We start from the raw sequence: 22,577 nt of genomic DNA on the forward strand, positions 1-22,577 counted from the left end.
TGGAACTTTCTTCCAATCGCTCAGGTAAAGGATCGACGATAATGACTGTCCTATCGGTCGACGAACGCGTGGTCATGCACAAGCGTATGCTGCTCGTTCGTCTTCTTGAAGAAGAACTCGGTACATTGCACAAAGCGGGAAAGACTCGGGGGCCCATTCATCGCTGCGACGGCCAGGAAGCAGTGGGGATCGGTGCCACGGCGGCTCTTCTACCAAGCGATTTCATAACCACCACCCATAGGGGGCATGCCCATTACATTGGCAAGGGTCTCGATATTTATGGCGTATTCGCGGAAATCATGGGCAAGGCCGACGGATGCTGCGGCGGGCGCGCGGGGCATATGCTCATTGGCGATCTCGAGGCGGGCGTGATTGGTGGCAACGCCATTGTTGGGGCCAGCATTCCCGCCGCAAGTGGTATTGCACTTTCTGCGCAGATCAAAAAAACCTCTGATGTTTCGATGTGTTTCTTCGGTGATGGCGCAGCCCAGACAGGGATCTGCCACGAATCCATGAATATTGCCGGGCTGTGGAAACTGCCGGTTGTTTTTGTGCTTGAGCACAACCAGTACGGTCTGACCGTGCACCAGAGTGTCCAATCCCCCGTGGCCGATCTCAGCCTGCGCGCGCGCGGCTACGCCATGCCCGGCGTGATTGTGGATGGTAACGATGTGGCGGCAGTCTATCAGGCCGCGGTAGAGGCCGTCGCCAGAGCCCGGAAAGGCGACGGACCGACCATGATTGAGGCCAAGACCTATCGTGTGGAGGGCTTTTCCACCTCCGACATGGGCGGCTATCAGGACGCCGAAGAAATTGCCCGATGGAAAAAACGCGATCCCTTGCAGATCAGTTACGACGCGTTACTGCCGTTGATCGGCGCCCCCGCCCTGCAAGCCATGGCGGATGACGCTGCCCGGGAAATGGCCAGCGTGACACAGAAGGTGCTGGCGGCACCTCTCCCCGAATTCGAACTTTTCACGCCTTCTTCACCCTATGTCGAGGTTCTGTGATATGACCATGATGCGCTACGCAGAAGCTCTGAACCAGGCTTTGCGCGAAGAAATGCACCGTGATCCATCAGTTTTCCTGTTCGGAGAAGACATTGCCCGCTACGGCGGCGTGTTCAAGGTCACACGGGGGCTTATGGACGAATTCGGCGCATCGCGTGTGCGCGACACGCCCATTTCGGAACAGACACTTGCGGCAATGGCTGTTACCGCCGCCATGACCGGCACGCGCCCCGTCCTTGAAATCATGTATGCGGACTTCGTGCCACTTGTCCTGGATGCGCTGATCAACCAGGCGGCGATTTATGAATATCTCTGGCAGGGTGTCCAGATGCCGTTCGTCCTGCGTACGCAAGGCGGCGGCGGTGCCGGAGCGGGCGCGCAACATTCCAAGGCGCTGGATTCCCTTGTCGCGCATATTCCGGGCATAAAGGTGGTCGCCCCTGTCACCCCGGCCGATGCCAAAGGCCTGCTGAAGGCCGCAATCCGGGACAGCCAGCCGGTTGTCATGCTCGAACATAAACTTCTGTATAACCAGCGGGCCGAAGTGCCGGACGATCTGGATTTCACGGTCGAGATCGGCAAGGCGCGCACTGTCGTGGAAGGGCGCGATGTTTCCATTTTTGCAACGTCACGCATGGTGCTCGAAAGCCAGAAAGCCGCTGAACTGCTGGCCAGGGACGGCATTTCGGCAGAAGTGATCGACCTGCGCACCCTGCGACCGCTGGATCTGCCCGCCATCAAGGCGTCCATCGCCAAGACGCATAATGCCGTTGTCGTCAACGAGGGATGGCGTTTTTGCGGCTACGCGGCGGAGCTGTCCGCCACCATCATGGACCATGCCTTTCACGAGCTTGATTCGCCGGTCGCGCGCGTGACACTGCCCGATATGCCAGTGCCCTACAGTGAACCTCTTGAGACGGCAGTACTGCCGAACGCGGAAAAAATCGCTGCGGCGGCACGTCTTACCCTCTCCTGACCCTGCTGGAATAACAAATCATGTCCGTTACAGAGATAACTGTCACAGGTGCCGGCGGAGAATATATGGAGGCGGTCGTCGTACGCGCCTGGCACAAGAAACCGGGCGAGCCCGTGGCACAGGGCGAAACCGTTGTCACGATCGAGACCGCGAAGGCCGCAACCGATATCGAAGCCCCTGCAAGCGGTGTTCTGGCTGAAATTCGCGTTCCCACGGATGATGAAGTCCCGATCGGCGCGGTTCTGGGCATTATTGCCGATACAATGGCTGAACCGCCGAAACAGGCCGATGCACCTGCCATCCCTGCCAGCGAACAGCCTCGCTGCCCTGAACCTTCACCCGAAGCCGCTCCTGCTGCCCCGGCCCCGCCATCCTCCCCGCTGACATCCGCTCCGGTCCGGGTACCGTGCTCCCCCCTTGCGCGGCGCATCGCCGCCGCCGCCGGGGTGAAACTGGCCGATATTCCCTGTCCTGCCCGCGGTCGTATCCGGGCGGCGGATGTGCAGGCCTTTCTGGCGACCCGCAAGAACACAAGCGCCGCACCCTTGCCGCCGGGCCAGGCCGGATCGGGGCACATGCCATATGCGACCCAACCCGAAGCGGCCCCGCTTGTGGTATTCATTCACGGATTTGGCGGGGACAGGCACGGCTGGAACCCGCTCCTGCGTTGCCTGGACGGCAGTTTCAGAACACTTACCCTTGAACTGCCCGGCCATGGCAGCAACAAAGCCAGCCCTTCGGCCTATGATATCGGCGGGCTGGCAGATTCTATTGCCGGTCTTCTCACACAGCAGGACAAAGGGGCGATCCATCTTGTCGGCCACTCGCTCGGCGGGGCGGTCGCGATCCTGCTTGCCGCAGACCCCAGACTGGACGTACGGTCCCTGACATTGCTGGCCCCTGTCGGACTTGGGCCCGAAATCGACGGGGCGTTCATCAACGGGTTTGTCGCCGCCCGGCAGGCCGCGAGCATCGCCCCGTGGTTGCGACGCCTGGTGCACGATCCTTCCCTTGTGACGGACGCATTCGTGAACGCCACGGTCAGGGCCCGCACCGACAGTACCGTGTGTGAGATACAGCAGCACATCGCGTCGGCTCTTTTCCCCGACGGCACACAGGCAAACGACCTGCGCGCCACGTTGCACAGGCTTGCCGTACCCACCAAGGTCATATGGGGCGAAAGCGATCGTATCATTCCCGTCCAGCACGCCCGGAACGCTGGCCCCATGGCTGCTGTACATTTCCTGCCCGATACCGGTCATTTGCCGCATCTGGAGACACCCGCCATGGTGGCGCACCTGCTGCGCCAGATCGTACGGTCATGACCAGGCCGTTGCGTGTCGTCGTCAGCGGCGCCAGTGCGGGCATAGGCCGGGCAAGCGTAAGCTGCCTGGCGCGGGCGGGGTTCGACGTGCTGGCCTGCGCACGGGATGAAGCGGCACTCGCAACCCTGGCCAGCGAAACGGGGAGCCGCTACGCCAAACTGGACATCAGGGATGCGGCTGCGACAGATACCCTTCTGTGCACAGAACATGCGGACATACTGGTTCACGCAGCCGGCATTCTGGGGGAGGCCGCCGCGCTGTATGACCTGTCGCCCCAGGCTGTTTCGGACGTGATCGAAACCAACATGACGGGAACGATCAACCTGCTTCGCGCCTGCCTGCCATCCATGCTGGCCCGGCAGTGCGGAACGATTGTCCTGCTGGGATCGATCTGCGCGGACACACCTGGAACGGGGCCCACGCTCTACGCCGCGACCAAGGCTGCGACACAGGCGATTGCTGCCAACCTGCGGTATGACCTGCGTGATCGCGATATCCGTGTCAGCGAAATTCGACTGGGGCGGGTGCAAACGGGCATTCACGCCCAGTTGGGCACGCATTCGAATTTTTACGACGGCTTCCGTTGCCTGAATGCAGACGATATAGCGGATACGATTCTGCACATCATCCGTGCGCCCGCCCATGTCGATTTCCCGATTGTGGAAATCATGCCGACCCGACAGGTGCGCGGCGGCGCCTATTTCGCAAAGGGATGACACTTCATGCCATCGATCTATTTCCGCCTGGATGACACACGGCACGAAATCGAACTCTTTACGGATCGTGCACCCCGTACACTAGGCAAGCTGCTGGCAACACTGCCCGCAAAACTGGATATTCACTGTGCCAAGATCGCCGGGCAACATATTTTCTGGCACGCACCGCTGGTGGAAGATGCAGAACAGGATGCCGATATCCTGACATTAAAACCCGGCTCCTTTCTTTACTGGCCGGAACGCCAGTTCCTGGAACTGATCTATGGTGAATTGCAAGCCGAAGATGCGCGTGTCACTCTTCTGGGCCAACTCCGGGGCGATATTGGCTGGCTACGCACCTATGGCCAACAGGTTATCGCCCAGCATGGGCACCGGGTTCTGGACGCATGGCTGGAAGCAGACGAAAACACCGCCCTGTCCACGCCCGCGCTGCCTGTTGCCCTCTCGCTTCAGAAATTGCAGACCGCACGAAAGGCGATCTGGCAGGCCCCGCCCGTCGAATTTATGGAACTGGCCCAACGCGAGGGACTCATGCTCCCCTTCGGCCCGCTGGCAATGGCGGAAGGAGAGTTTCGTAAACTCCATGAACTCCTTTGGCGTCTCCGTGTCGAGTGGCAGAAGCTATCGCCGGGCGAAGGCACGACAATACTCCGCTTCCTTATCGACGCGTTCAACGCCCGGATTGCAGGATTTTGCCATTTGCATGAAAGTGCCGCAGTGCTGGAAGAGGCCAGGCAGCACGCAGCGGAGATGGATATTTTCCCCCTTCTGCTGGATGAGCTGATCTTGTATTGCGGTCGGGCCGCCGCGTGGCTGGATACCTTTATTCCGTGGAACGATCTGAACGAAGTGACACGGACCATCCTGACTGCCCGAAAAGCCACGGACCGCAGCCTGCTGTCATGATGCTTTAAAAAGCCTGCCCAAGAAATATCATGCCAACAGATAAAATTTTTTGGCGAAGCTTTTTCCAAAAGGCTTCTGCAAACGTCACCTTTTTGAAAAAAGGCGACACCCAAAAACATTGATCCTTATTGATCAATGCGGTGTTTTGAAACAGTCTTTTACTGATAGCCTTCTGCCTGCAACGCAAACAGTTCGGCATAGCGACCGTGCATGGCAAGAAGTTGCTCATGCGTGCCGGTTTCAAGCACTTTGCCGTGTTCCAGCACCACAATGCGATCGGCGGTCCTGACGGTGGAGAAGCGGTGCGAAATGACAAGCGCTGCCTTGCCATGCCGCAGGGCACGCATGCGTTCGAAGACATCGGCTTCGGCCCGGGCATCGAGGGCGGAGGTGGGTTCATCCAGGATCAGCAGATCGGCATCGCGCATATAGGCCCGCGATATGGCGATTTTCTGCCATTCACCGCCGGACAGGTCGCGCCCCTTGGCCACCCGCTTGCCCAAGGGCTGCTCGTACCCCATGGGCAGCTTGCCCACCACGCCGTCGGCCAGTCCTTCGCGCGCGGCGGCCTTGATCCGGGCGGTATCCGCCAGGGCCGATATCCGCCCCACGGCAATGTTTTCGGATGCGGTCAGGCTGTAGCGCACGAAATCCTGAAAAATCACGCCGATATGTGCGCGCAGGTCGTGCAGGTCCATGTCGCGCAAGGAGACACCATCGACCGTGATCTCACCCTCATCCGGTTCGTAAAGACGGGTCAGCAGTTTGACGATCGTTGTCTTGCCCGCCCCGTTTTCGCCCACCAGGGCGATGGTTTCACCCGCGTGGATCGTCAGGTCCAGATGGCGGACAGCCCATATATCCGTTCCCGGATAGCGAAAGCCCACACCCTGAAAACGGATACCCTCGCGAATGGGCGAGGGGAAGGGCCGCGCAAGTGCAGGGGAGCGGATAACCGGGCGCAGGTCCAGGAATGCGTAGAAATCGTCCAGATATTGCGCCTGGGCGGCGGTCTGGGTGATGCCCAGCAGCAGGCTGGACAAAAGCCCATGCAGGCGCAGGAATGAACCGGACAGAAAGGTCAGATCCCCGACCGAAAGACGGCCATGCACCGTGTCCCACACGATCACGACATAAACGCCATAATACGCCGCCGACCCGATTGCCGCGAACACGCTGCTCCAGACAAAGCGACGCGTGGCCAGCTTGCGGTTCTGGTCCAGCACCGTGGCCGCGGCACTGCGAAAACGCCCGACAAGGAAGTCGCCCAGCCCGAACAGCTTGAGTTCCTTGGCATGTTCGGCACTGGCGCCGACATAGCGCAGATACTCCATTTCACGCCGTTCGGCGGTCTTGGTGCGGGCCAGGCGATAGGCCCGGGCGTTGAAATGGGCCTCCCCCGCCGCGGAAGGCAGCAGGGCCACCACCAGCAGAAGCACCATCCACGGGGCAAAGACCGTAACGCCGATGGCAAGCATGAGCGCTGTCACCGCTGTCTGCGCGATGTTGAAAAGCTGCACCAGCAGGTTGTTCCGGCCCGAAGCCTGCCGGCGGGCGCGTTCGAGCAGGTCCTGCAACGCGCTGGATTCGAACTGCTGGAGGTCGAGTGTCGCGGCATGTTCCATGAGGGCAAGGCTGACGGCATTGACATAGCGTTCGTTCAGCAGGCCATCGACCAGGGCCACGCCGCGCGATGTCAGGTCGAACAGGATGATCAGCCCGAATTCCGCGCCAAGCAGGCCTTGCAGCCGCCCCGCACCCCCTTGTGTCACCCATTCCATCACGGAGGCGGAGGGCCCGGCAACATGGCTGAGATGGATGACCTCATCAACGATCAGCTTGGCGACATACAGCGCCACGGCGGGCTGGACAGCCTGCACCAGCCGCAGGACCGCGCTGGCCAGTGTCAGCGACGGGCTGCACGCCCAAAGCTGGCCAAACATGCGCGGAAGATGCCCGTACACACCAAACCGCCGGATCAGGCTTGCCGCCCAGGCCGATTGTGGCCGGCTTTCACGCTCCCCATCGGGGTGGGCGGGCTCCGCCCCGGGCGGGGATTCAGGATTATCGTCCAAGTCCGGTTTCCATCGTAACACTATGCCAAAAGGCGGGACATTCCCTGCCCTGCGCCCTTTCATAGCATGGGTCAGTCAACGCTGTCCGCGCGCGCATGCTTGCGGCGGGTATGCGACGGCCATTAGCTCATTCATGGGTTCGTGGGGCACACCTGGCGTGGCCGTGACCGGTGCGCTTATGTGCGCAGGGCTTCATCGCGCTCGTTCATAAAAAGAACATGGCGGACAAAGCTGGCTGTGTTCGATACGTTTTTTCAAACCGTCGGGGCGAGCAGATTGTAAAACCAAAATATCTGCGCCATCGGAACGAAAACCTGCGCCCCAATCACATGGGAGTCGTGTTTTTCCATCATCCCGAGAAACTTCAAGATTATAAAATTCGATGTAATAGGGCAGATCATTTGGCGATATATTTTCCACCCGCAAGCATCGCAAGGCGCCTGGTTAAGAAGAGAAGAGAAGAGAAGAGAAGAGAAGAGAAGTTTTTGGTGAAGCTTTTTTCAAAAAGCTTCAAAGAATGTCACTTTTTTGAAAAAAGGCGACACCCAAAAACTTTTCTCTCTTAACCGTCCCTACCCCAGCAGGAACACGCAAACCGAGCAGGCAACCAGCGAAATGACAAAGGTGACGGATGTGAAGGCCATCACGCGCTGGATGCCGATGCCTGCAATCGCGACAATAGGCACGGCCCAGAACGGCTGGAGCATGTTTGCCACATTTTCCGCAATGGCCACACCCATGATCACATGCGGGATGGACGCATGCAGGCTGAGTGCGGCAGGCACCACGAACGGCCCCTGCACGGCCCAGTGCCCACCAGCACTTGGCACCAGAAATGTGATGAGCAGGGAACTGACAAAGCTCCAGAACGGCAGCGTATGGGCCGATGCCACATGCACGAAGAACAGGGAGATCACGCCGGCAAGCCCCGTTGCCGTCATGATACCCATTATACCACCATAAAAGGGAAATTGCAGAAGAATCGGACCTGTTTGCGCAATGGCCTCCCGCACCGCATTCACATAGGCGATCGGGCGCTTTTGCAAAAGCAGCCCCACGATCAGAAAGGTGAGAATCAGGCTGTCGATATCGAAACCGAAGCCCTTGTCGCGCCAGTGCAGCACCAGGGCCGCCAGCGCGAACAGGGCGATCAGCACAGACAGAACGGGCGAATATTCCGCCGCCAGCCGGGGGGACCACCGTGCCGGGGGCGCGGTGCGGGGTTGCTCATCCTCATGCCGGTCCAGATAGACAGACTGCCCCGGGGCAGGGCAGAACCGTGGAAAGACCAGGGCCGAGACAATGACCGTGATCGCCGTGGGCACAAGTGTAAAAGCCGAAAACAATGTTGCCCGCAAAGGCACCATCTGGCCGGTCATCTGTTCGACAATGTTCATGGGATTGCCATGTGACGCCTGCGAAAGGGCGATGGAGCTGGACAGCCCGCTATTGCAGATCCACCATGCCGAATAGCCGCAGGCGACCAGCCAGGCGTAATCGACCCGCATATGCCGCGCGATTTCGCGGGCCACGAACGCGCCGACCACCAGCCCGAGTCCCCAGTTGAGCCATGTGGACGCGCCGACCAGCACATAGATCATCAGCACCGCCTGGGCCGGGGTCCTGACCCAGGAGACCATGCGGCTGAGCAGGCGTTTCATGGGGGCCGCCGCCGCAACCGCGTGGCCTGTCACCAGGATCAGCATCATCTGGAACGCGAAGGCGACAATCTTGAAAGCACCCCCATACCATGCCCCCAGAATGTCAGCAGGCGTTCCGTGCGGGGCAAAGCCCATGGCAAGGGCCGCCGTAACGAATGTCAGCAACAGGGCGATGGCGAACGGATCGGGCATGTAGCGATCGAAAAAAACCACGCAGAATTCGACAACCGCGCGTTGGAATGCGTTTTGTCCTGCCAGTTCGTATGGGATTTTTTTAACGTTGGACATTGTTCGAGATCCCGTTATCGGATGGGTGAACAGCACCCCCCAGGAAAGCGAAATAAAGAAAAACCCTGGCCCGCCTTAGCGGCCGATTTCCGATACGGCCTCCTGCTGCATAGCGTGCTGCCCCGTTCCTGCCGCTGGCTCAGCCACGGGCCGCAGCCCCAGCATCTGCCGTGCCTGGGCGGGTGTTGCCGGTGCGCGCCCCGCCGCTGCCAGCCGTTCGCACGCGATCTGCACCAGTTCGGCATTGCCCCGGGCCAGCCGGTCGCGCGTGATGCGGATATTGTCTTCAAGCCCGGTTCGCACGGCATCGGCCTTGCGCGCCAGCGCCCAGTCCATGACCGGGGTCTGGAACTGGCCGATCCCCGCTGCGGTCCATGTCGCGTCTGGCAGGATGCGCTGTTTTTCGGCCAGCAGGATGTCCAGCAGGTGTTCATCCGCCGGCATGGCGTTCTTGACCCCCAGCACGAACTGCACATGGGGCCTGGGGCCCATAAGCCCTGCATCGATCAGGCGGCGCGCGCCATGAATGTGCGAAAGATCGAAAATCTCGATTTCAGGGGCGACATCGTACGTCTTCATGGACGAGGCCAGCGATGTCACCAGGGCTGCGCCGTTTTCGTAGACAATGGTCGGGAAATTGACTGATCCGGTCGAAAGGGATGCCATATCGGGCCGCAGGTACAGCGCGCTGCCCCGCTGCGACGGATCGCGCCCCCGCCCGCCGGTGGAAAACTGGACGATCATGCCCGGGCAGTGCCGCTGCACGCCTTCCTGCACCGCTGCGAACAAGGCCGGATCGGAGGACGGTGTTTCATCGGCGTTGCGCACATGGATATGCACCAGTGTGGCCCCGGCCTCGAACGCCTGATGGGTGGATTCGATCTGTTCCGACGGGGTGACGGGCAGGGTCGGATTGTCGGACTTGCGGGGGACCGAGCCCGTAATGGCTACGGCGATCACACAGGGGGCACCGCCATGCGGCGGAACAATATCGGGGCTGACAATACTGGAACACATGGGGGTTTTTCCCTTCTTTCTTGTTATGGACCGGGCCCTGCCTGCCGGATGCAACCCGTGCCTGGGGCGTGGGTTCCCGGTCCGGGCGGCAAGGCCCGGTGTCAGACGCGTTCGAGCAGAAGTGCGATACCCTGGCCCACGCCAATGCACATGGTGGCAATCGCGCGGCCCAGACCCAGAGAGTCCAGCGCATTGACCGCCGTCAGCGCCAGCCGCGCCCCCGACATGCCAAGCGGGTGGCCCAGTGCAATCGCCCCGCCATGCGGGTTGACGTGCGGGGCGTCGTCAGGCAGCCCCAAGGCGCGCAGAACGGCCAGAGACTGGCTGGCAAAGGCTTCGTTCAGTTCGATCAGGTCGATATCCGCCAGGCCAAGACCCGTGCGCGCCAGCAGTTTTTGCACGGCAGGGGCGGGCCCCATGCCCATGATCGCGGGTTCGACCCCGGCGGTGGCCATGGCGACAATCCGCGCACGCGGGGTCAGGCCATGGCGGCGTGCGCCTTCCTCGCTGGCCAGGAGCAGGGCCGCCGCACCGTCATTCACCCCCGATGCGTTGCCCGCCGTCACGGTACCGCCTTCCTTGCGAAAAGGGGCGCGCAGCTTTGCCAGGGTTTCCAGCGTGGTGTCAGGCCGGGGGTGCTCGTCCCGGGCTACTGTCGTCTCGCCCTTTCTGGTGGGGATGGTGACGGGCGTGATCTCACGCGCGAAAAAACCGTTCTCCTGCGCGCGCTTTGTCCGCTGCTGCGACGTGTAGGCGAAAAGATCCTGGTCCTTGCGCGAAATCTGGAAACGCTCGGCCACGTTCTCGGCCGTTTCGGGCATGGTATCGACCCCCCATTGCGCCTTCATGGCGGGGTTGACGAAGCGCCAGCCAATGGTGGTGTCCTGCAATTCCGCCTGGCGGCAGAAAGCTTCGGGCGCCTTGCCCATGACAAAGGGGGCGCGGGTCATGCTTTCGACCCCGCCCGCCAGCAGCAGGTCGCCCTCACCCGTGCGGATCATGCGGGCCGCCGTGCCCACCGCATCCAGCCCCGACCCGCACAGGCGATTGAGCGTGGAGGCAGGCGTTCCGACCGGATAACCCGCCAGCAGCACGGCCATGCGCGCAACGTCGCGGTTATCTTCCCCCGCCTGGTTGGCGCAGCCCATGTAGCAGTCGTCCAGCGCGTCCCAGTCCACGCCGGCATTGCGTTCGCGCAGGGTGCGCAGCGGGTGGGCGGCCAGGTCGTCGGCGCGCACATCTTTCAGCGCCCCGCCGAAACGGCCGATGGGCGTGCGGGTGAAATCGCAGATGAAGGCTTCAGCCATGGGTGGTCTCCAGCATCCGCAACCGCGCACCCGTGCGGTTCTGGAGCGTTTCGAAATCCAGGCCGGGCACGATCTCGACCACCTCGAAACCCTGCGGCGTGACATCGATGACCGCGAGATTGGTATAGATGCGCGTCACCACCCCCGATGCGGTCAGCGGGTAGGTGCAATGTTCGACCAGTTTTGGCGCGCCATCGCGGGTGGTGTGTTCGGTTACGACCCAGATATGCCTGGCACCCACGGCCAGATCCATCGCCCCACCCACCGCCGGGGCCGCGTCCGCCGCCGATGTGGCCCAGTTCGCAAGATCGCCATTCTGCGCCACTTCGAACGCGCCCAGCACGCATAGATCGATATGCCCGCCGCGGATCATGGCAAAGCTGTCGGCATGGTGGAAAAGGGACGCCCCCTTGAGCAGGGTGACATGCTGCTTGCCGGCATTGATCATCCACGGGTCGATCGCATCGGGCGCGGGGGCGGGGCCCATGCCCAGCAGCCCGTTTTCCGAATGCAGGACGATCTCGCGGTCGGGGGGCAGGTAATCAGCCACCAGCGTGGGAATGCCGATCCCCAGGTTGCAGTACCAGCCTTCGGGAATGTCGCGGGCCACGCGCTGGGCCATCTGCTGGCGGGTCAACGGCTGAAATTCGCTCATGGTCTTCTCCTTACCGGTCCGCCATGGCGGGTACGGGCTGCGGAACGTGAACGACACGGGTGACGTAAATGCCGGGCGTGACAATGCATTCGGGATCGAGTTCGCCCAGTTCGGCAAGTTCGCATGTCTGGACAACGGTCAGCGGCGCGGCCGTTGCCATGACGGCGTTGAAGTTGCGCCCGCTGCCCCGGTAGATGCAGTTGCCCCACCTGTCCGCGCGCCATGCCTCGATCAATGCGACATCGGCGGGCAGCCAGCGTTCGAGCAGATAGGTCTTGTCCCCGAAGCGGCGCGTTTCCTTGCCTTCGGCAATTTTCGTGCCCACACCCGTTGGCGTGTAGAAAGCGGGAATACCCGCCCCCGCCGCGCGGATACGTTCGGCCAGCGTGCCCTGGGGCACGATTTCCAGCTCCAGCCTGCCCGCCCGGAACAGGTCTTCGAACACGACCGAACCGGCCGAGCGCGGAAAGGAGCAGATGATCTTTCGCACCCGCCCCGCTTCCATCAGCCGGGCCAGCCCCACATGCCCGCTGCCCGCATTGTTGGCGATGATCACGAGATCCCGCGCCCCCTGTTCGATCAGCCCTTCGATCAGCGCGTCCGGCTGCCCGACGGCGCCAAACCCCCCGACCATGACGGTTGCCCCGTCCCTGATCCCGTGCAGCGCCATGGCGATATCACGCACGCGCTTGTCGATCATTCTGCCCCTCCTTGCCGGATTTGTTGTGCGCTTGGCGCACTATCATGCGCCAAACGAACATACGCCCAGGCAGAGGGGCCTGCGCAAGACAAAACAGCACGCCGCTGCATCGCTTTTGCGCGAGGTGGTGCGTGCCCTGATCGGGAAGGTGGAAAAAGGCGGCGTTCAGCCAGCCAGGTCGCGCCCGGCAAAGGCCGGGGCAAGAAGGGCTGCGGCTTCGCGCAGGGCGGGCAGCAGGGTGCCGGTCAGCGTTTCGATACTGGTGCGCTGACTTTGCGTGCCGATATTCAGGGCCGCGGCAACCGTGCCATCGGGCCGGACGACCGGAACGGCAAGCGAGCGCAGGCCCAGTTCCAGTTCTTCATCCAGAATGCAGTAGCCATCGGCCCCGACACGATCGAGCACCGCCATAAGCGATACCCGGTCCGTCAGCGTTCTTGGCGTGCGTGGGTTCAGCACGGCGGGCACATGGGCTTGCCGTTCGGCCACGGGCAGGCTGGCCAGCAGCACGCGCCCCATGGACGTGCACCACGCAGGCAGCCGGGACCCCGCCCCCAGGTTGAGCGAGACGATGCGCCGGGCTTCGGAACGGACAAGATAGACGATATCCGATTCGACCAGCGTGGCCAGGGAAAAGCTTTCATCGAAACGGCGGCTCAGATCGTCCAGCACCGGCTGTGTCGTGCGCACGATCGGGGCGGAGGCCAGCGGCGCGGCCAGGGCAAGCACCTTTGGCGTCAGGCGGAACAGACGCCCATCCGTGATCAGGTAGCCCTTGGCGACAAGGGTCAGGAGCGAGCGGCGCGCACTGGCGCGCGTGGTACCCGTCCGGCGTGCGGCTTCGGCCAGCGTCAGGCCGGCGGGTTCGTTGGCGCAGGCCATGAGGATATCGAGGCCGCGCGCCAGGGCGTCCACATAGTCACGGTCGGTTACGGGGCGTGACGTGCTCATGACCCTTATGTTGCATGGGCCCTGCCCCATTGCCAAGCAGGCCGTGCCCTGCCTGTGCCCCTTCGCCTGCCCTGCCCCTTCCCGTGCCCGTACGTTGCCCGGTTGGTATTCCGCCATGGCGTGATAAGGTTCGCCCAAAACAGGAGAACCACGCCGTGCCCGAGGATCTGTTCCATACCTACCGGCCCGATACGGGTCACGGCCTGCGGCACGATCCGTTCAATGCGATTGTCGGCCCGCGCCCGATCGGATGGATTTCGACCACCGGCGCAAACGGGCGCGACAATCTTGCCCCCTACAGCTTTTTCAACGCCTTCAACTACAAGCCGCCGGTGATCGGGTTTTCGTCCATCGGGTGGAAGGACACGGTCCGCAATATTCAGGAAACGGGCGAATTCGTCTGGAACCTTGTAACGCAGCCGCTGGTGGAGCGCATGAACATGTCATCGGCCGCATTTGCGCCCGAAATCGACGAGTTCGAGATCGCACGACTGGCCAAGGCGCCATCCGTCGCGGTCCGCCCGCCCCGGGTCGCGGCCAGCGCCGTGCAGTTCGAATGCCGCCTGACACAGATCATCCGCCTGAATGCGGCATCGGGCGAGGATTTATCGACCTGGCTGACCCTGGGCGAGGTCGTATTCGTCCATATCCGCCGCGACCTGGTGCAGGGTGGCGTCTATCAGACGGGCAAGCCCCATCCGGTCCTGCGCGCAGGCGGTGCGGGCTGGTACAGCATGGTAACCCCGCAAACCATGTTCGAACTCGACCGCCCCCCCTCGGTGGAGACAGCACTGGCCATGGCCGCGCAACTGGCCCCAACGCCGCTGGGCCCGTAAAGGCGCCCGGGCTGTCCGGGACATGGGACGTCCGTCCGGCAGGATCGCTGGCACTTATGCGCTTTGCGGCGTTTCAGGGCCGCCGGGTATAAGACATTAGGGAAAGATAATATGGCCAGCGCCGCGCCGGGTCTGCCCCGCCAGGGCCAGGGCCAGGGCGACCGCCCAGCCGATCACGGTCCAGCCCAGCAGAAGGTTGAGCGCCAGCACCGTGCCTTTTTTGACGATATCGCGGCGACAGGCCACGGCAAACGGTGCGAAATAGACACATAGCCCCAGGGCGCCGGCCATAAGCAGCAAGCCCTGCCTGAACGCTGCATGCGCATTTGCGCTGGAGGCCACAGGTGGCGGGGTGGTGGGCGCCTGTGCTGTCGTATCCAGCCCGCTATCGGGTACGCTCCCTGCCCCGCCCCCTGCACTGGAGCTGGTGGACGCATCTGGGGTGGCCTGCGCGGGTGTTGTATCGGCGGGCGTGCCGGGTGCCCCGTTCCGGCTATCGTCAGGCTCCGCATTCGCCGCGGCAACCTGCCCTGCGGGCTGTGCGCCATCCCCCGTATTCTGTGGCTGGGCATCGCCCGGGGCTGCACCATCGGCCAGTGTTTCGGATGGCGGGGGCAGTGGCATAGGGGCGGAAAGCAGAAGCGCTGCTTCGGTATCGGACAGCAGGCCATCGGCCCGCGGGCTTTGCCTGATCCGCTGCCATGTCATGATCGCGTGGCGGGTGGGTGCGCTGTAAACGCCGTCTTCCACCATATTGGCGGGCAGGTAGCCCAGGGCCACCAGCTTGTGCTGCACGGCGATATGCGTATCCAGCGGGCGGGCCGATTCCTCCCGCGCGGGGCCGCTCAGCCTTCTGCGGTAGCTCTCGGCCAGCCGGTCCATGGCGGCGGCGTAGCAGGGCACGGCATTGGGGGGCATGCTCTGGTTGGCCTGACCGGGAAGGGGCAGGCCGCAGCGCTGATACGCCGCGTTTTCACTGGCCAGCACCTCCTGCGTCAGGCCGCTGAGCGCCCCGGCCCCCATTGTCTGGCGCAGGGCATAATAGACCTGATCGAACATGAGTTCATGCCGCGCGGCCTCGCTGCTCTGGCACAACATGGTGGCGATGGCATCGTTCCAGGGGGGCAGCTTGCAGGAAAAATCGGGCCAGTAGCGGGGGGGCGCGTGGCCGGTATCGGGGGTGGGCCCGGGGCCCCGCGAAGCATCGGCGGCCATGTTCGCAGCGGACGCACCACCGGCAGGTGCGTTCGGGGTGGCCATAGCCGGGGCAGGCGCGCCCGGCGCTCCGGCCGCCTGGCTCTGCGCCGCGTCGTTCTGGCCGGGCTGTGCGGGTGGCAGCACCATGGGCAGCGTTGCGGCCTGTTCGGGGGTCAGGTAATGGCCCGCGACCAGAAAACCCGCCAGGGCCTGTGGAAAAGGCAAAGGCTGGCGTTCCTTTTCCGGGCAGGGCTCGGGCCCGGCATCGCCTGCTGCCGCACGCAGGTCGCACAGGGACATGCCGAACATGGGCCGGGGCTGTTCGGCATGGTCGAGCATGTCGCGCCAGCCCTGCGGCAACTGGCCCAGATTGGCGCGCGTGGCCACCATATAGGCCAGAAAGCCGTTGGGGTCGGCCCGCCCGCCCTGCACCCAGTTCGCCCGCTGCGCCATCAGATCCTGCGCCACGAAAGAACTGTAGAGCGGATCGCGGGTGACGGTCTGCAACGCCCCGTCATGATAGCGTTGCAGCACCAGCGGGGCGTAGGAATTGGAATACGGCGCAAAACGGTAGAAAAACGACTGGTCCAGCCCCACCAGTTCAGCCGTGCCGTCATGGGCGATATCCACCACCCGGGGCGGGCTGTCACCATCGACTTCGCCCCACAGGGTGGTGCTCCAGCGGCCACCGGGTTTCTGGCCGAAAATGGAGGTGATCTCGCAGCAATGCGCCCCGCCGGAATAGGCTGAAACCATGACCTGCGGCAGGGGCGATGCGTTGTCGAGCCTGTATAGCGCCAGGTGCAGCCCGCTCAGCCCGCTATCGGGGCCGTAAGGGGTCAGCAGGTAGGTGACGGGCATCGTGTTGGGGTGGGAAAGATCGTACAGACGCAGCCTGGCGATGGTGCAGGACGCCGGGGCCTGCGGGTCGGGCTTGCGCCAGACCATGGCCGCACTGCACTGGTGCCACGCCATGACCTCCACCACCGCGGACAGCCCCCCTGCGGCCACGCTGGCGCGCATGTCATTCCCCAATCCGGCCTGCGCCAAGGGGGGCTTGTCATACGGGTCGGGCGTGGGCGTTGCGGCCTGCGCGCGGCCGGGGAACGCGGCAGGCAGGCACACCGCCAGGCAGGACACGACCAGCAGACCCAGCCAGGCCCTGGATACGCTGGCCTTGGGCACGCACACTTTGGCCACGGCCGCTTTGGCCGCCAGCATGGCCGCACACAGCCGGGCCAGACCCGGCCAGATCAGACCGGGACCGAAATGGACGCGCGCGCGTGATGTCATTCCCTGCCTGCTCCGCAGCTTGCATGATCCTGCGTCCATATAACCGTAACACGGGCCGGTTGTAATGGACCTTGCCGCAGGGCGGCCCTGTGAGGCGCACTGACCGGCCCGCGCACCCCGGCAGGCCGCATGGCGGGCGGGTAGCCCCGCGACCGTGCGCCTGCTAAGGTTTTTGGCAAAGACGTTTTCCCAAACCGGACAGAACACGAATGGTCTCGCTCAGCACACCCATTACGGCAGCCCATGTCTATTACGATATCGCCGCCGAACTCGCCCGCAGGCCCGACGCCCCCGCCTGCCGCCAGGTGAAAACCGCCGCCGATCTTGAAGCCCTGCTGCCCGAAACGGAAGTGCTGGTCATCTCCATGCTGTGGCAGAACCGCTTTCTGGCCATGGCCCCCCGGCTACGTTATATCCAGTCCATCAGTTCCGGGGTGGACCAGTTCGACCTTGACGCCCTGAAGGCGTGCGGGGTGCGGCTGTGCAATGCGCGCGGCGTCAATTCCCGCGCCGTGGCCGAACATGCGCTGGCCCTGCTGTTCTCCCTGTCCCGCCGGCTGTACGAAGCGCGTGACAATCAGGCCCGGCACCGCTGGTCCACCACCGGCACCGACCCGCGCCCCCGCCTGACCGAACTGGCGGACAAGGTGGTGTATGTGATCGGCATGGGCACGATTGGCGATGAAATAGCCCGGCTGTGCCAGGCCCTGGGCATGACGGTGCTGGGCACCCGCCACAGCCCCCGCCCGCTGGACGTACCCGGCGTGACGCAGATCGCAGCAGACGATATCGCCACCGGGCTGGCCGCCGCCGATCACGTTATTCTGACCTGCCCGCTGACCGAACAGACCCGCCACCTGATCAATGCGCGCACTCTCGCTCTCATGAAGCGGAGTGCCACCCTCATCAACGTGGCACGCGGGCCGGTGGTGGAAGAAAACGCCCTGATCGCGGCCCTGGAATCGGGGGCCCTTGCCGCCGCCGCACTGGACACGTTCGACACCGAACCCCTGCCCGCACAAAGCCCGCTGTGGTCCGTGCCCAACCTGGTACTGACCGGCCATATCGCGGGGGAAACCGAATATTACGAACGCAATGTGGTGAATATCCTGCTGAAAAACCTGGAAGCACTTCAATCCGACGCGCCCATGACAAACCGTATTGTGTGAACGGGTTTTTTTAAAAAGAGCCCCAATAGGCGATCACGCTTTTCCCGGACGGGGGTAACGGGTCAGGCGCCCCCTTTACAAACGGACGCATGACGCCCCATGGACCGGCGGGAGTGGCTGGATAGCCCCAGCCGGACCCGGGGGGCCTAGACAATCGACATGGCGGGCCGGGCGTTCGTGCTACCGGTTCGCGCAGACCGACCGCACCGCCGACCCGAAGAGTGATGCCCCATGGCCTTTGCCCGACGATTCCTGCCCCCCATATCGCTGCTGTGTTCGTTCGAAGCCGCGGCAAGGCACCAGAACTTCACCACCGCCGCCAAGGAACTGCACCTGACGCAAAGTGCCATCAGCCGGCATATCCGCCTGCTGGAGGAGCAGCTTGGCGCGTTGCTGTTCGTGCGCGAACGCCAGACGGTGCGGCTGACCATTGCGGGGGAATCCTACGCGCGGGAAGTGCGGGCGGCACTCAAGCAGATTGCCGCGGCCACGTTGGGGCTGCGGGCGGCACCCGCGGGCGGCACGCTGAACCTGAGCATCGTGCCCACCTTCGGCAGTTTGTGGCTGGCCCCGAAACTGCCCGACTTCAAAAGCCGTTATCCGGAAATAACGGTCAACCTGTTCACCCGCTCCACCCCGTTCGACTTTGCGGCCGAAACAATGGATGCCGCCATCCATTTCGGCATACCCGACTGGCCGGGCACGGAATCCAGCGCGATCTGCGGGGAACGGATCGTGCCTGTCTGCGCGCCATCCCTTGCGGCACGGCATGATTTTCAAACCCCGGCCCACCTGCTGGATGCACCACTCCTGCACCTGGTCTCCCGCCCCGATGCGTGGGAACGCTGGTTCAACGCCCAGGGCCTGGATGCCGATCGCATTCATGGCATGCTGTGCGACCAGTTCTACACCATTACCCAGATCGCCATGGCGGGCGGCGGGCTGGCCCTGCTGCCCGAGATTCTGATCCAGCCCGAACTGCACGCACGAACCCTGGTGCAGATCGGGCCGACCTATGAAGAACAAGGCGAGGCCGCCTATTACCTTGTCTGGCCGCAGGACAAAACCCAGTACAAGCCACTGGAACTGTTCCGCCTGTGGCTGGCCGAACAGATCCTCAACCCGCCCCTGAACAGACCCGACCCCACCTGAGCCGGGCCATACGACATTCTGCGCGCAGCACGGTTTCACACAAACCACATGGGATAACGTGTGCCTGTCCGACAAAGCGGAGCGAGTGGAAAGCCCACTTCAGAAACAGGCCAACGCATGAAAACAGATATTCCGTATTGGCGAACGACCTCCCCCTACGCGTTCGGATCAATCTCTCTTCCCGCCTGCACCTCAGGGTCATTTTCAAAAGTGTGCAGAACGGCTGACCAGAATGCCCGCAGGCTGGGAAATCGTCCCCAGTTGGGTGGTTCTTCAACCTCCGCCGTGGGATCTATACCGAGCACAGCCCAACTGATACGCTCAATGTCCTCATCGCTGCAGGCCATTACAGTTCTTAACTCGTTGACTGTCTGCTGTTTGAACAGCAGACGATGACCTCGCGGTGCATCTTCAATGGCCTCGAACAGCGTATCGCCAAAAGTATCTGCATCTTCGCCAAACGAACTAGCGCCCAGATTAGTAAGACGCGGGAACAGATCGAGAATATCATATTTAGTCAAGTTTAACGGTATGGACATAATAGATCATCCCATTGTGTTCTTTTTTGATAATTGCAACTTGAATACGCTGCGCAGATGTATGTTGCCGACCAGCACTCTTGATTACAACAGCTCCCCTTCCAGAGATATGTCCGTCAAGCAAGGCTTTGTCTCCATTTCTGGCGTTTTTCCTTCGTGAATCGCCGATCGATATATGCGGCGGTCGGATCAACATATTTTAGAAGCACATGGCCCCCCGCTTTGCGATTATGCGGAGGTGCCTCATGATGGTCGAGATCAAGGTTCTTCTGTCGATGCGGTGAGAGAAGATTCTGGTTGGTGGGCGATCTAGCTGGGTGAGTGGCATACGGCGAAGGCCGGTGAAAATGCTCCGACGTGATGTCGGCATGCCTGAAGGTCAGTCGGCTTGTGTCCGCCGATGCAACGCGAATGGCCCGGGTGGCCGCGAAAGACCCGACTGCATGCAGCAGACTGCCAGGGATCAGGGCATCTGCGGCCGTACCGGCGAAATCGGCAATAGCGGGAGGCGCATAGGCCCTCAGGGCCACGGCACGGATCGCGCGTTCGGTCCGGGTTTGGGGTAGCGTGCCTGTAGTCCACGCACGTCGTCCGGCGGCCATCATGTCAACGCCGTGGGCGGCAAGAGCAATGCCGCCCACTTTGCTGAGCAACGGTTCAGGGGCAGCCAGAAGGCCAGCGGCTCCGGCCATTTCCGCAGCCCCGAAGCCGATCGTGGCCAGCCCCTCGGCCCGATTAATGGTTTGCTGGCTCGGCAGGTATCGTCTGACAACACTGACAAGCTGATGTTCGCTCATGACGAATGTCAGAGCGGGATGCTGGTTGGTATCTGGCATGGTGTGTCCTGAAATACAGACACAAAAAAAGCCCGCCGGTGAGGGCAGGCTTTGCGTGTCGCATAGGTTAATCCACGCCGTGGCTTATGCCATAGCGCTTTTTAGGAGGATCATGATTGTGTGGGAAAGTCCGGATCAGTGGCTACAACACTTCGAACTCTATTAAATATATAGCAAAAACTGCGCGCGGGTACTAGATGAAAACAGGCCGATCTGGCCTCGACCAATATCAGATGGCGGCGGCAGCCTCAGGCAACCGTTAAAAATAACAGTGCAGGGCGGATTATCCGGTTACATCACTTATGCATCGTCAAGGGTAGCAGAGCTGGACACTGACAACGCAAAACGGCGTGGGAGAAAACCTCCCACGCCGTTCTTGTCTTTTACCAATCCGACCGGGACGGGCTTTGCCCGGAGCCCCGGTCCGGGCTTACGGTAAAGGGTCAGCCCACGTCGAACTTCACGCCCTGGGCCAGGGGCAGCGTGCGCCCGTAATTGACCGTGTTGGTCTGGCGGCGCATGTAGCCTTTCCACGCATCGGAACCGGATTCACGGCCACCGCCGGTTTCCTTTTCGCCACCGAAGGCCCCGCCAATTTCCGCACCCGAGGGGCCGATATTCACGTTGGCGATCCCGCAATCGGACCCGGCAGCGGAAATATACTGTTCAAGCTCGCGCACATCGGTGGTGAAGATGGAGGACGACAGGCCCTGCACCACGTCGTTCTGCAAGGCAATCGCTTCTTCCAGCGTGTCGTATTTCAGAACATACAGGATGGGAGCGAAGGTTTCCTCCAGCACGGGGCCGGTCTGGGCGGGCATTTCCACCAGCGCCGGGCGCACGTAGAAGGAGGCCGCACCGTTCACGTCAACCCGTTCGCCGCCGCATACCGCGCCACCGGCGGCCTTGGCGGCCACAAGGCTTTCCTGCATGGCGTTGAACGAGGCTTCGTCGATCAGCGGGCCGACCAGCGCGTCGGATGTCAGCGGGCTGCCGACACTGATCGCGCCGTAAACCTGCTTCAGGCGCGGCACCAGCGTGTCATAGACGGAAGAATGCACGATCAGGCGGCGCAGCGTGGTGCAGCGCTGGCCCGCCGTGCCCATGGCGCCAAAGGCCACGGCGCGCAGGGTCATGTCCAGATCGGCCGACGGGGTGACGATGGAGGCATTGTTGCCGCCCAGTTCCAGAATGGCGCGGCCGAAGCGGCGGGCCACGGCCCCACCCACGGCCCGGCCCATGCGGGTGGACCCGGTGGCGGAAATAACCGGCACGCGGCTGTCATCGACAAGCTGGCGACCGATATCCGCCCCGCCGATCAGCAGGCCGCTCAGCCCCGCCGGCACGCCGCCAAAGGCTTCGGCCGCTTTTTCGAACAGGGCCTGGGTGGCCAGGGCAGTCAGCGGGGTTTTCTCGGACGGTTTCCAGATAATGGAATCGCCGCATACCAGGGCCAGCGCCGCATTCCACGACCACACGGCAACGGGGAAGTTGAAGGCCGAGATAATGCCGACCGCACCCATGGGGTGCCACTGTTCCATCAGCCGGTGTTCGGGGCGTTCGGACTGGATGGTCAGGCCGTAAAGCTGACGGGACAGGCCGACCGCGAAGTCGCAGATATCGATCATTTCCTGCACTTCGCCCAGACCTTCGGACACGACCTTGCCCGCCTCGATCGAGACCAGGCGGCCCAGAAGCTCCTTGTTGTCGCGCAGGACATTGCCCAGAAGGCGCACAAGTTCACCCCGGCGCGGGGCCGGCACGGTGCGCCAGACCTTGAACGCCTCGGCCGCGGAAGCGATCACGGTATCGGCCTGGGCTGCGGTCACTTCGGGCACATGAGCGACGATCTCGCCCGTGACAGGGGTGCGCACGGCCAGCGTGCCGCCGGTATAGGCACTTTCGGGCACGCCCAGCTTGTGGAAAATGCTTTTCACGTCGTGTTGGATCGAACTCATGACTTTCTCA

General features: G+C 62.6%; 20 protein-coding genes. 9 read left to right on the forward strand and 11 right to left on the reverse strand.

Going from position 1 to position 22,577, the window contains the following annotated elements:
* The first annotated feature begins 41 nt into the window (after positions 1-41).
* From J2D77_RS13195 to J2D77_RS13215, 5 genes are read left to right on the forward strand one after another with little or no spacing between them, the layout of a single operon-like run.
* Positions 42-1,010 (forward strand): thiamine pyrophosphate-dependent dehydrogenase E1 component subunit alpha, encoded by a 969-nt coding sequence (locus tag J2D77_RS13195; protein WP_207846786.1) that lies wholly within the window; start codon positions 42-44, stop codon positions 1,008-1,010.
* A gap of 1 nt (position 1,011) precedes the next feature.
* The gene (locus J2D77_RS13200; RefSeq protein WP_207846787.1) at positions 1,012-1,986 is read left to right on the forward strand and encodes an alpha-ketoacid dehydrogenase subunit beta; all 975 of its coding nucleotides are present in this window, start codon (positions 1,012-1,014) and stop codon (positions 1,984-1,986) included.
* Positions 1,987-2,006: 20 nt separating this feature from the next.
* Positions 2,007-3,311: an acetoin dehydrogenase dihydrolipoyllysine-residue acetyltransferase subunit gene (locus tag J2D77_RS13205; RefSeq protein WP_207846788.1), complete on the forward strand. Its 1,305-nt coding sequence runs from the start codon at positions 2,007-2,009 to the stop codon at positions 3,309-3,311.
* Positions 3,308-4,027, forward strand: a complete 720-nt coding sequence (locus tag J2D77_RS13210; RefSeq protein ID WP_207846789.1) for an SDR family oxidoreductase — start codon at positions 3,308-3,310, stop codon at positions 4,025-4,027. Before J2D77_RS13205 ends, J2D77_RS13210 begins: the two co-directional genes overlap by 4 nt.
* Before the next feature lie 6 nt (positions 4,028-4,033).
* Positions 4,034-4,933: a hypothetical protein gene (locus tag J2D77_RS13215; RefSeq protein ID WP_207846790.1), complete on the forward strand. Its 900-nt coding sequence runs from the start codon at positions 4,034-4,036 to the stop codon at positions 4,931-4,933.
* A gap of 158 nt (positions 4,934-5,091) precedes the next feature.
* Here J2D77_RS13215 and J2D77_RS13220 read toward each other — a convergent pair whose 3' ends face one another.
* The gene (locus J2D77_RS13220; protein ID WP_269142559.1) at positions 5,092-7,008 is read right to left on the reverse strand and encodes an ABC transporter ATP-binding protein; all 1,917 of its coding nucleotides are present in this window, start codon (positions 7,006-7,008) and stop codon (positions 5,092-5,094) included.
* A gap of 218 nt (positions 7,009-7,226) precedes the next feature.
* Between J2D77_RS13220 and J2D77_RS13225 the strand changes: the two genes are divergently transcribed.
* Positions 7,227-7,574 carry a hypothetical protein gene (locus J2D77_RS13225; RefSeq protein ID WP_207846872.1) on the forward strand — a complete coding sequence of 116 codons (348 nt, stop codon included), beginning with the start codon at positions 7,227-7,229 and terminating at the stop codon, positions 7,572-7,574.
* 6 nt (positions 7,575-7,580) lie between these two features.
* On the opposite strand, the gene J2D77_RS13230 is transcribed toward J2D77_RS13225, so the two are convergent.
* The 6 genes from J2D77_RS13230 to J2D77_RS13255 form a co-directional block, all read right to left on the reverse strand.
* The gene (locus J2D77_RS13230) at positions 7,581-8,957 is read right to left on the reverse strand and encodes a short-chain fatty acid transporter (RefSeq protein WP_207846791.1); all 1,377 of its coding nucleotides are present in this window, start codon (positions 8,955-8,957) and stop codon (positions 7,581-7,583) included.
* Positions 8,958-9,032: 75 nt separating this feature from the next.
* On the reverse strand, positions 9,033-9,974 hold the full coding sequence (locus J2D77_RS13235; RefSeq protein ID WP_207846792.1) for a BKACE family enzyme: 942 nt from the start codon (positions 9,972-9,974) through the stop codon (positions 9,033-9,035).
* 101 nt (positions 9,975-10,075) lie between these two features.
* Entirely contained in the window at positions 10,076-11,281 is a 1,206-nt protein-coding gene (gene pcaF, locus J2D77_RS13240; protein ID WP_207846793.1) for a 3-oxoadipyl-CoA thiolase, read from the reverse strand.
* The gene (locus J2D77_RS13245; RefSeq protein WP_207846794.1) at positions 11,274-11,936 is read right to left on the reverse strand and encodes a 3-oxoacid CoA-transferase subunit B; all 663 of its coding nucleotides are present in this window, start codon (positions 11,934-11,936) and stop codon (positions 11,274-11,276) included. The genes pcaF and J2D77_RS13245 overlap by 8 nt, the downstream gene beginning before the upstream one ends.
* Positions 11,937-11,946: 10 nt before the next feature.
* Positions 11,947-12,636: a 3-oxoacid CoA-transferase subunit A gene (locus J2D77_RS13250; RefSeq protein WP_207846795.1), complete on the reverse strand. Its 690-nt coding sequence runs from the start codon at positions 12,634-12,636 to the stop codon at positions 11,947-11,949.
* A gap of 165 nt (positions 12,637-12,801) precedes the next feature.
* Positions 12,802-13,587, reverse strand: coding sequence for an IclR family transcriptional regulator domain-containing protein (locus J2D77_RS13255; RefSeq protein ID WP_207846796.1), 786 nt, complete (start codon positions 13,585-13,587; stop codon positions 12,802-12,804).
* A 155-nt stretch (positions 13,588-13,742) separates the two neighbouring features.
* On the opposite strand from J2D77_RS13255, the gene J2D77_RS13260 reads away from it, so the two are divergent.
* Positions 13,743-14,423 (forward strand): flavin reductase family protein, encoded by a 681-nt coding sequence (locus J2D77_RS13260; protein WP_331000094.1) that lies wholly within the window; start codon positions 13,743-13,745, stop codon positions 14,421-14,423.
* Between the two features lie 96 nt (positions 14,424-14,519).
* Here J2D77_RS13260 and J2D77_RS13265 read toward each other — a convergent pair whose 3' ends face one another.
* Positions 14,520-16,913 (reverse strand): superinfection immunity protein, encoded by a 2,394-nt coding sequence (locus J2D77_RS13265; RefSeq protein ID WP_207846798.1) that lies wholly within the window; start codon positions 16,911-16,913, stop codon positions 14,520-14,522.
* A 209-nt stretch (positions 16,914-17,122) separates the two neighbouring features.
* On the opposite strand from J2D77_RS13265, the gene J2D77_RS13270 reads away from it, so the two are divergent.
* Both J2D77_RS13270 and J2D77_RS13275 read left to right on the forward strand, forming a co-directional pair.
* A complete protein-coding gene (locus tag J2D77_RS13270) occupies positions 17,123-18,082 on the forward strand; it encodes a D-2-hydroxyacid dehydrogenase (protein WP_207846799.1) in 960 nt (319 codons plus the stop codon).
* Between the two features lie 231 nt (positions 18,083-18,313).
* A complete protein-coding gene (locus tag J2D77_RS13275; RefSeq protein ID WP_207846800.1) occupies positions 18,314-19,234 on the forward strand; it encodes a LysR substrate-binding domain-containing protein in 921 nt (306 codons plus the stop codon).
* Between the two features lie 155 nt (positions 19,235-19,389).
* Here the strand turns inward: J2D77_RS13275 and J2D77_RS13280 are convergent, their stop codons facing one another.
* From J2D77_RS13280 to amaB, 3 genes are all read right to left on the reverse strand, one after another.
* Positions 19,390-19,773: a hypothetical protein gene (locus J2D77_RS13280; protein ID WP_230975799.1), complete on the reverse strand. Its 384-nt coding sequence runs from the start codon at positions 19,771-19,773 to the stop codon at positions 19,390-19,392.
* Between the two features lie 116 nt (positions 19,774-19,889).
* On the reverse strand, positions 19,890-20,609 hold the full coding sequence (locus J2D77_RS13285) for a hypothetical protein (protein ID WP_230975800.1): 720 nt from the start codon (positions 20,607-20,609) through the stop codon (positions 19,890-19,892).
* Positions 20,610-21,052: 443 nt separating this feature from the next.
* Positions 21,053-22,567, reverse strand: a complete 1,515-nt coding sequence (gene amaB / locus J2D77_RS13295; RefSeq protein WP_207846802.1) for an L-piperidine-6-carboxylate dehydrogenase — start codon at positions 22,565-22,567, stop codon at positions 21,053-21,055.
* Between the last annotated feature and the right edge of the window lie 10 nt (positions 22,568-22,577).

The organism is Acetobacter garciniae, assembly GCF_017377735.1.
In the GTDB taxonomy this organism is placed as follows: Bacteria; Pseudomonadota; Alphaproteobacteria; order Acetobacterales; family Acetobacteraceae; genus Acetobacter; species Acetobacter garciniae.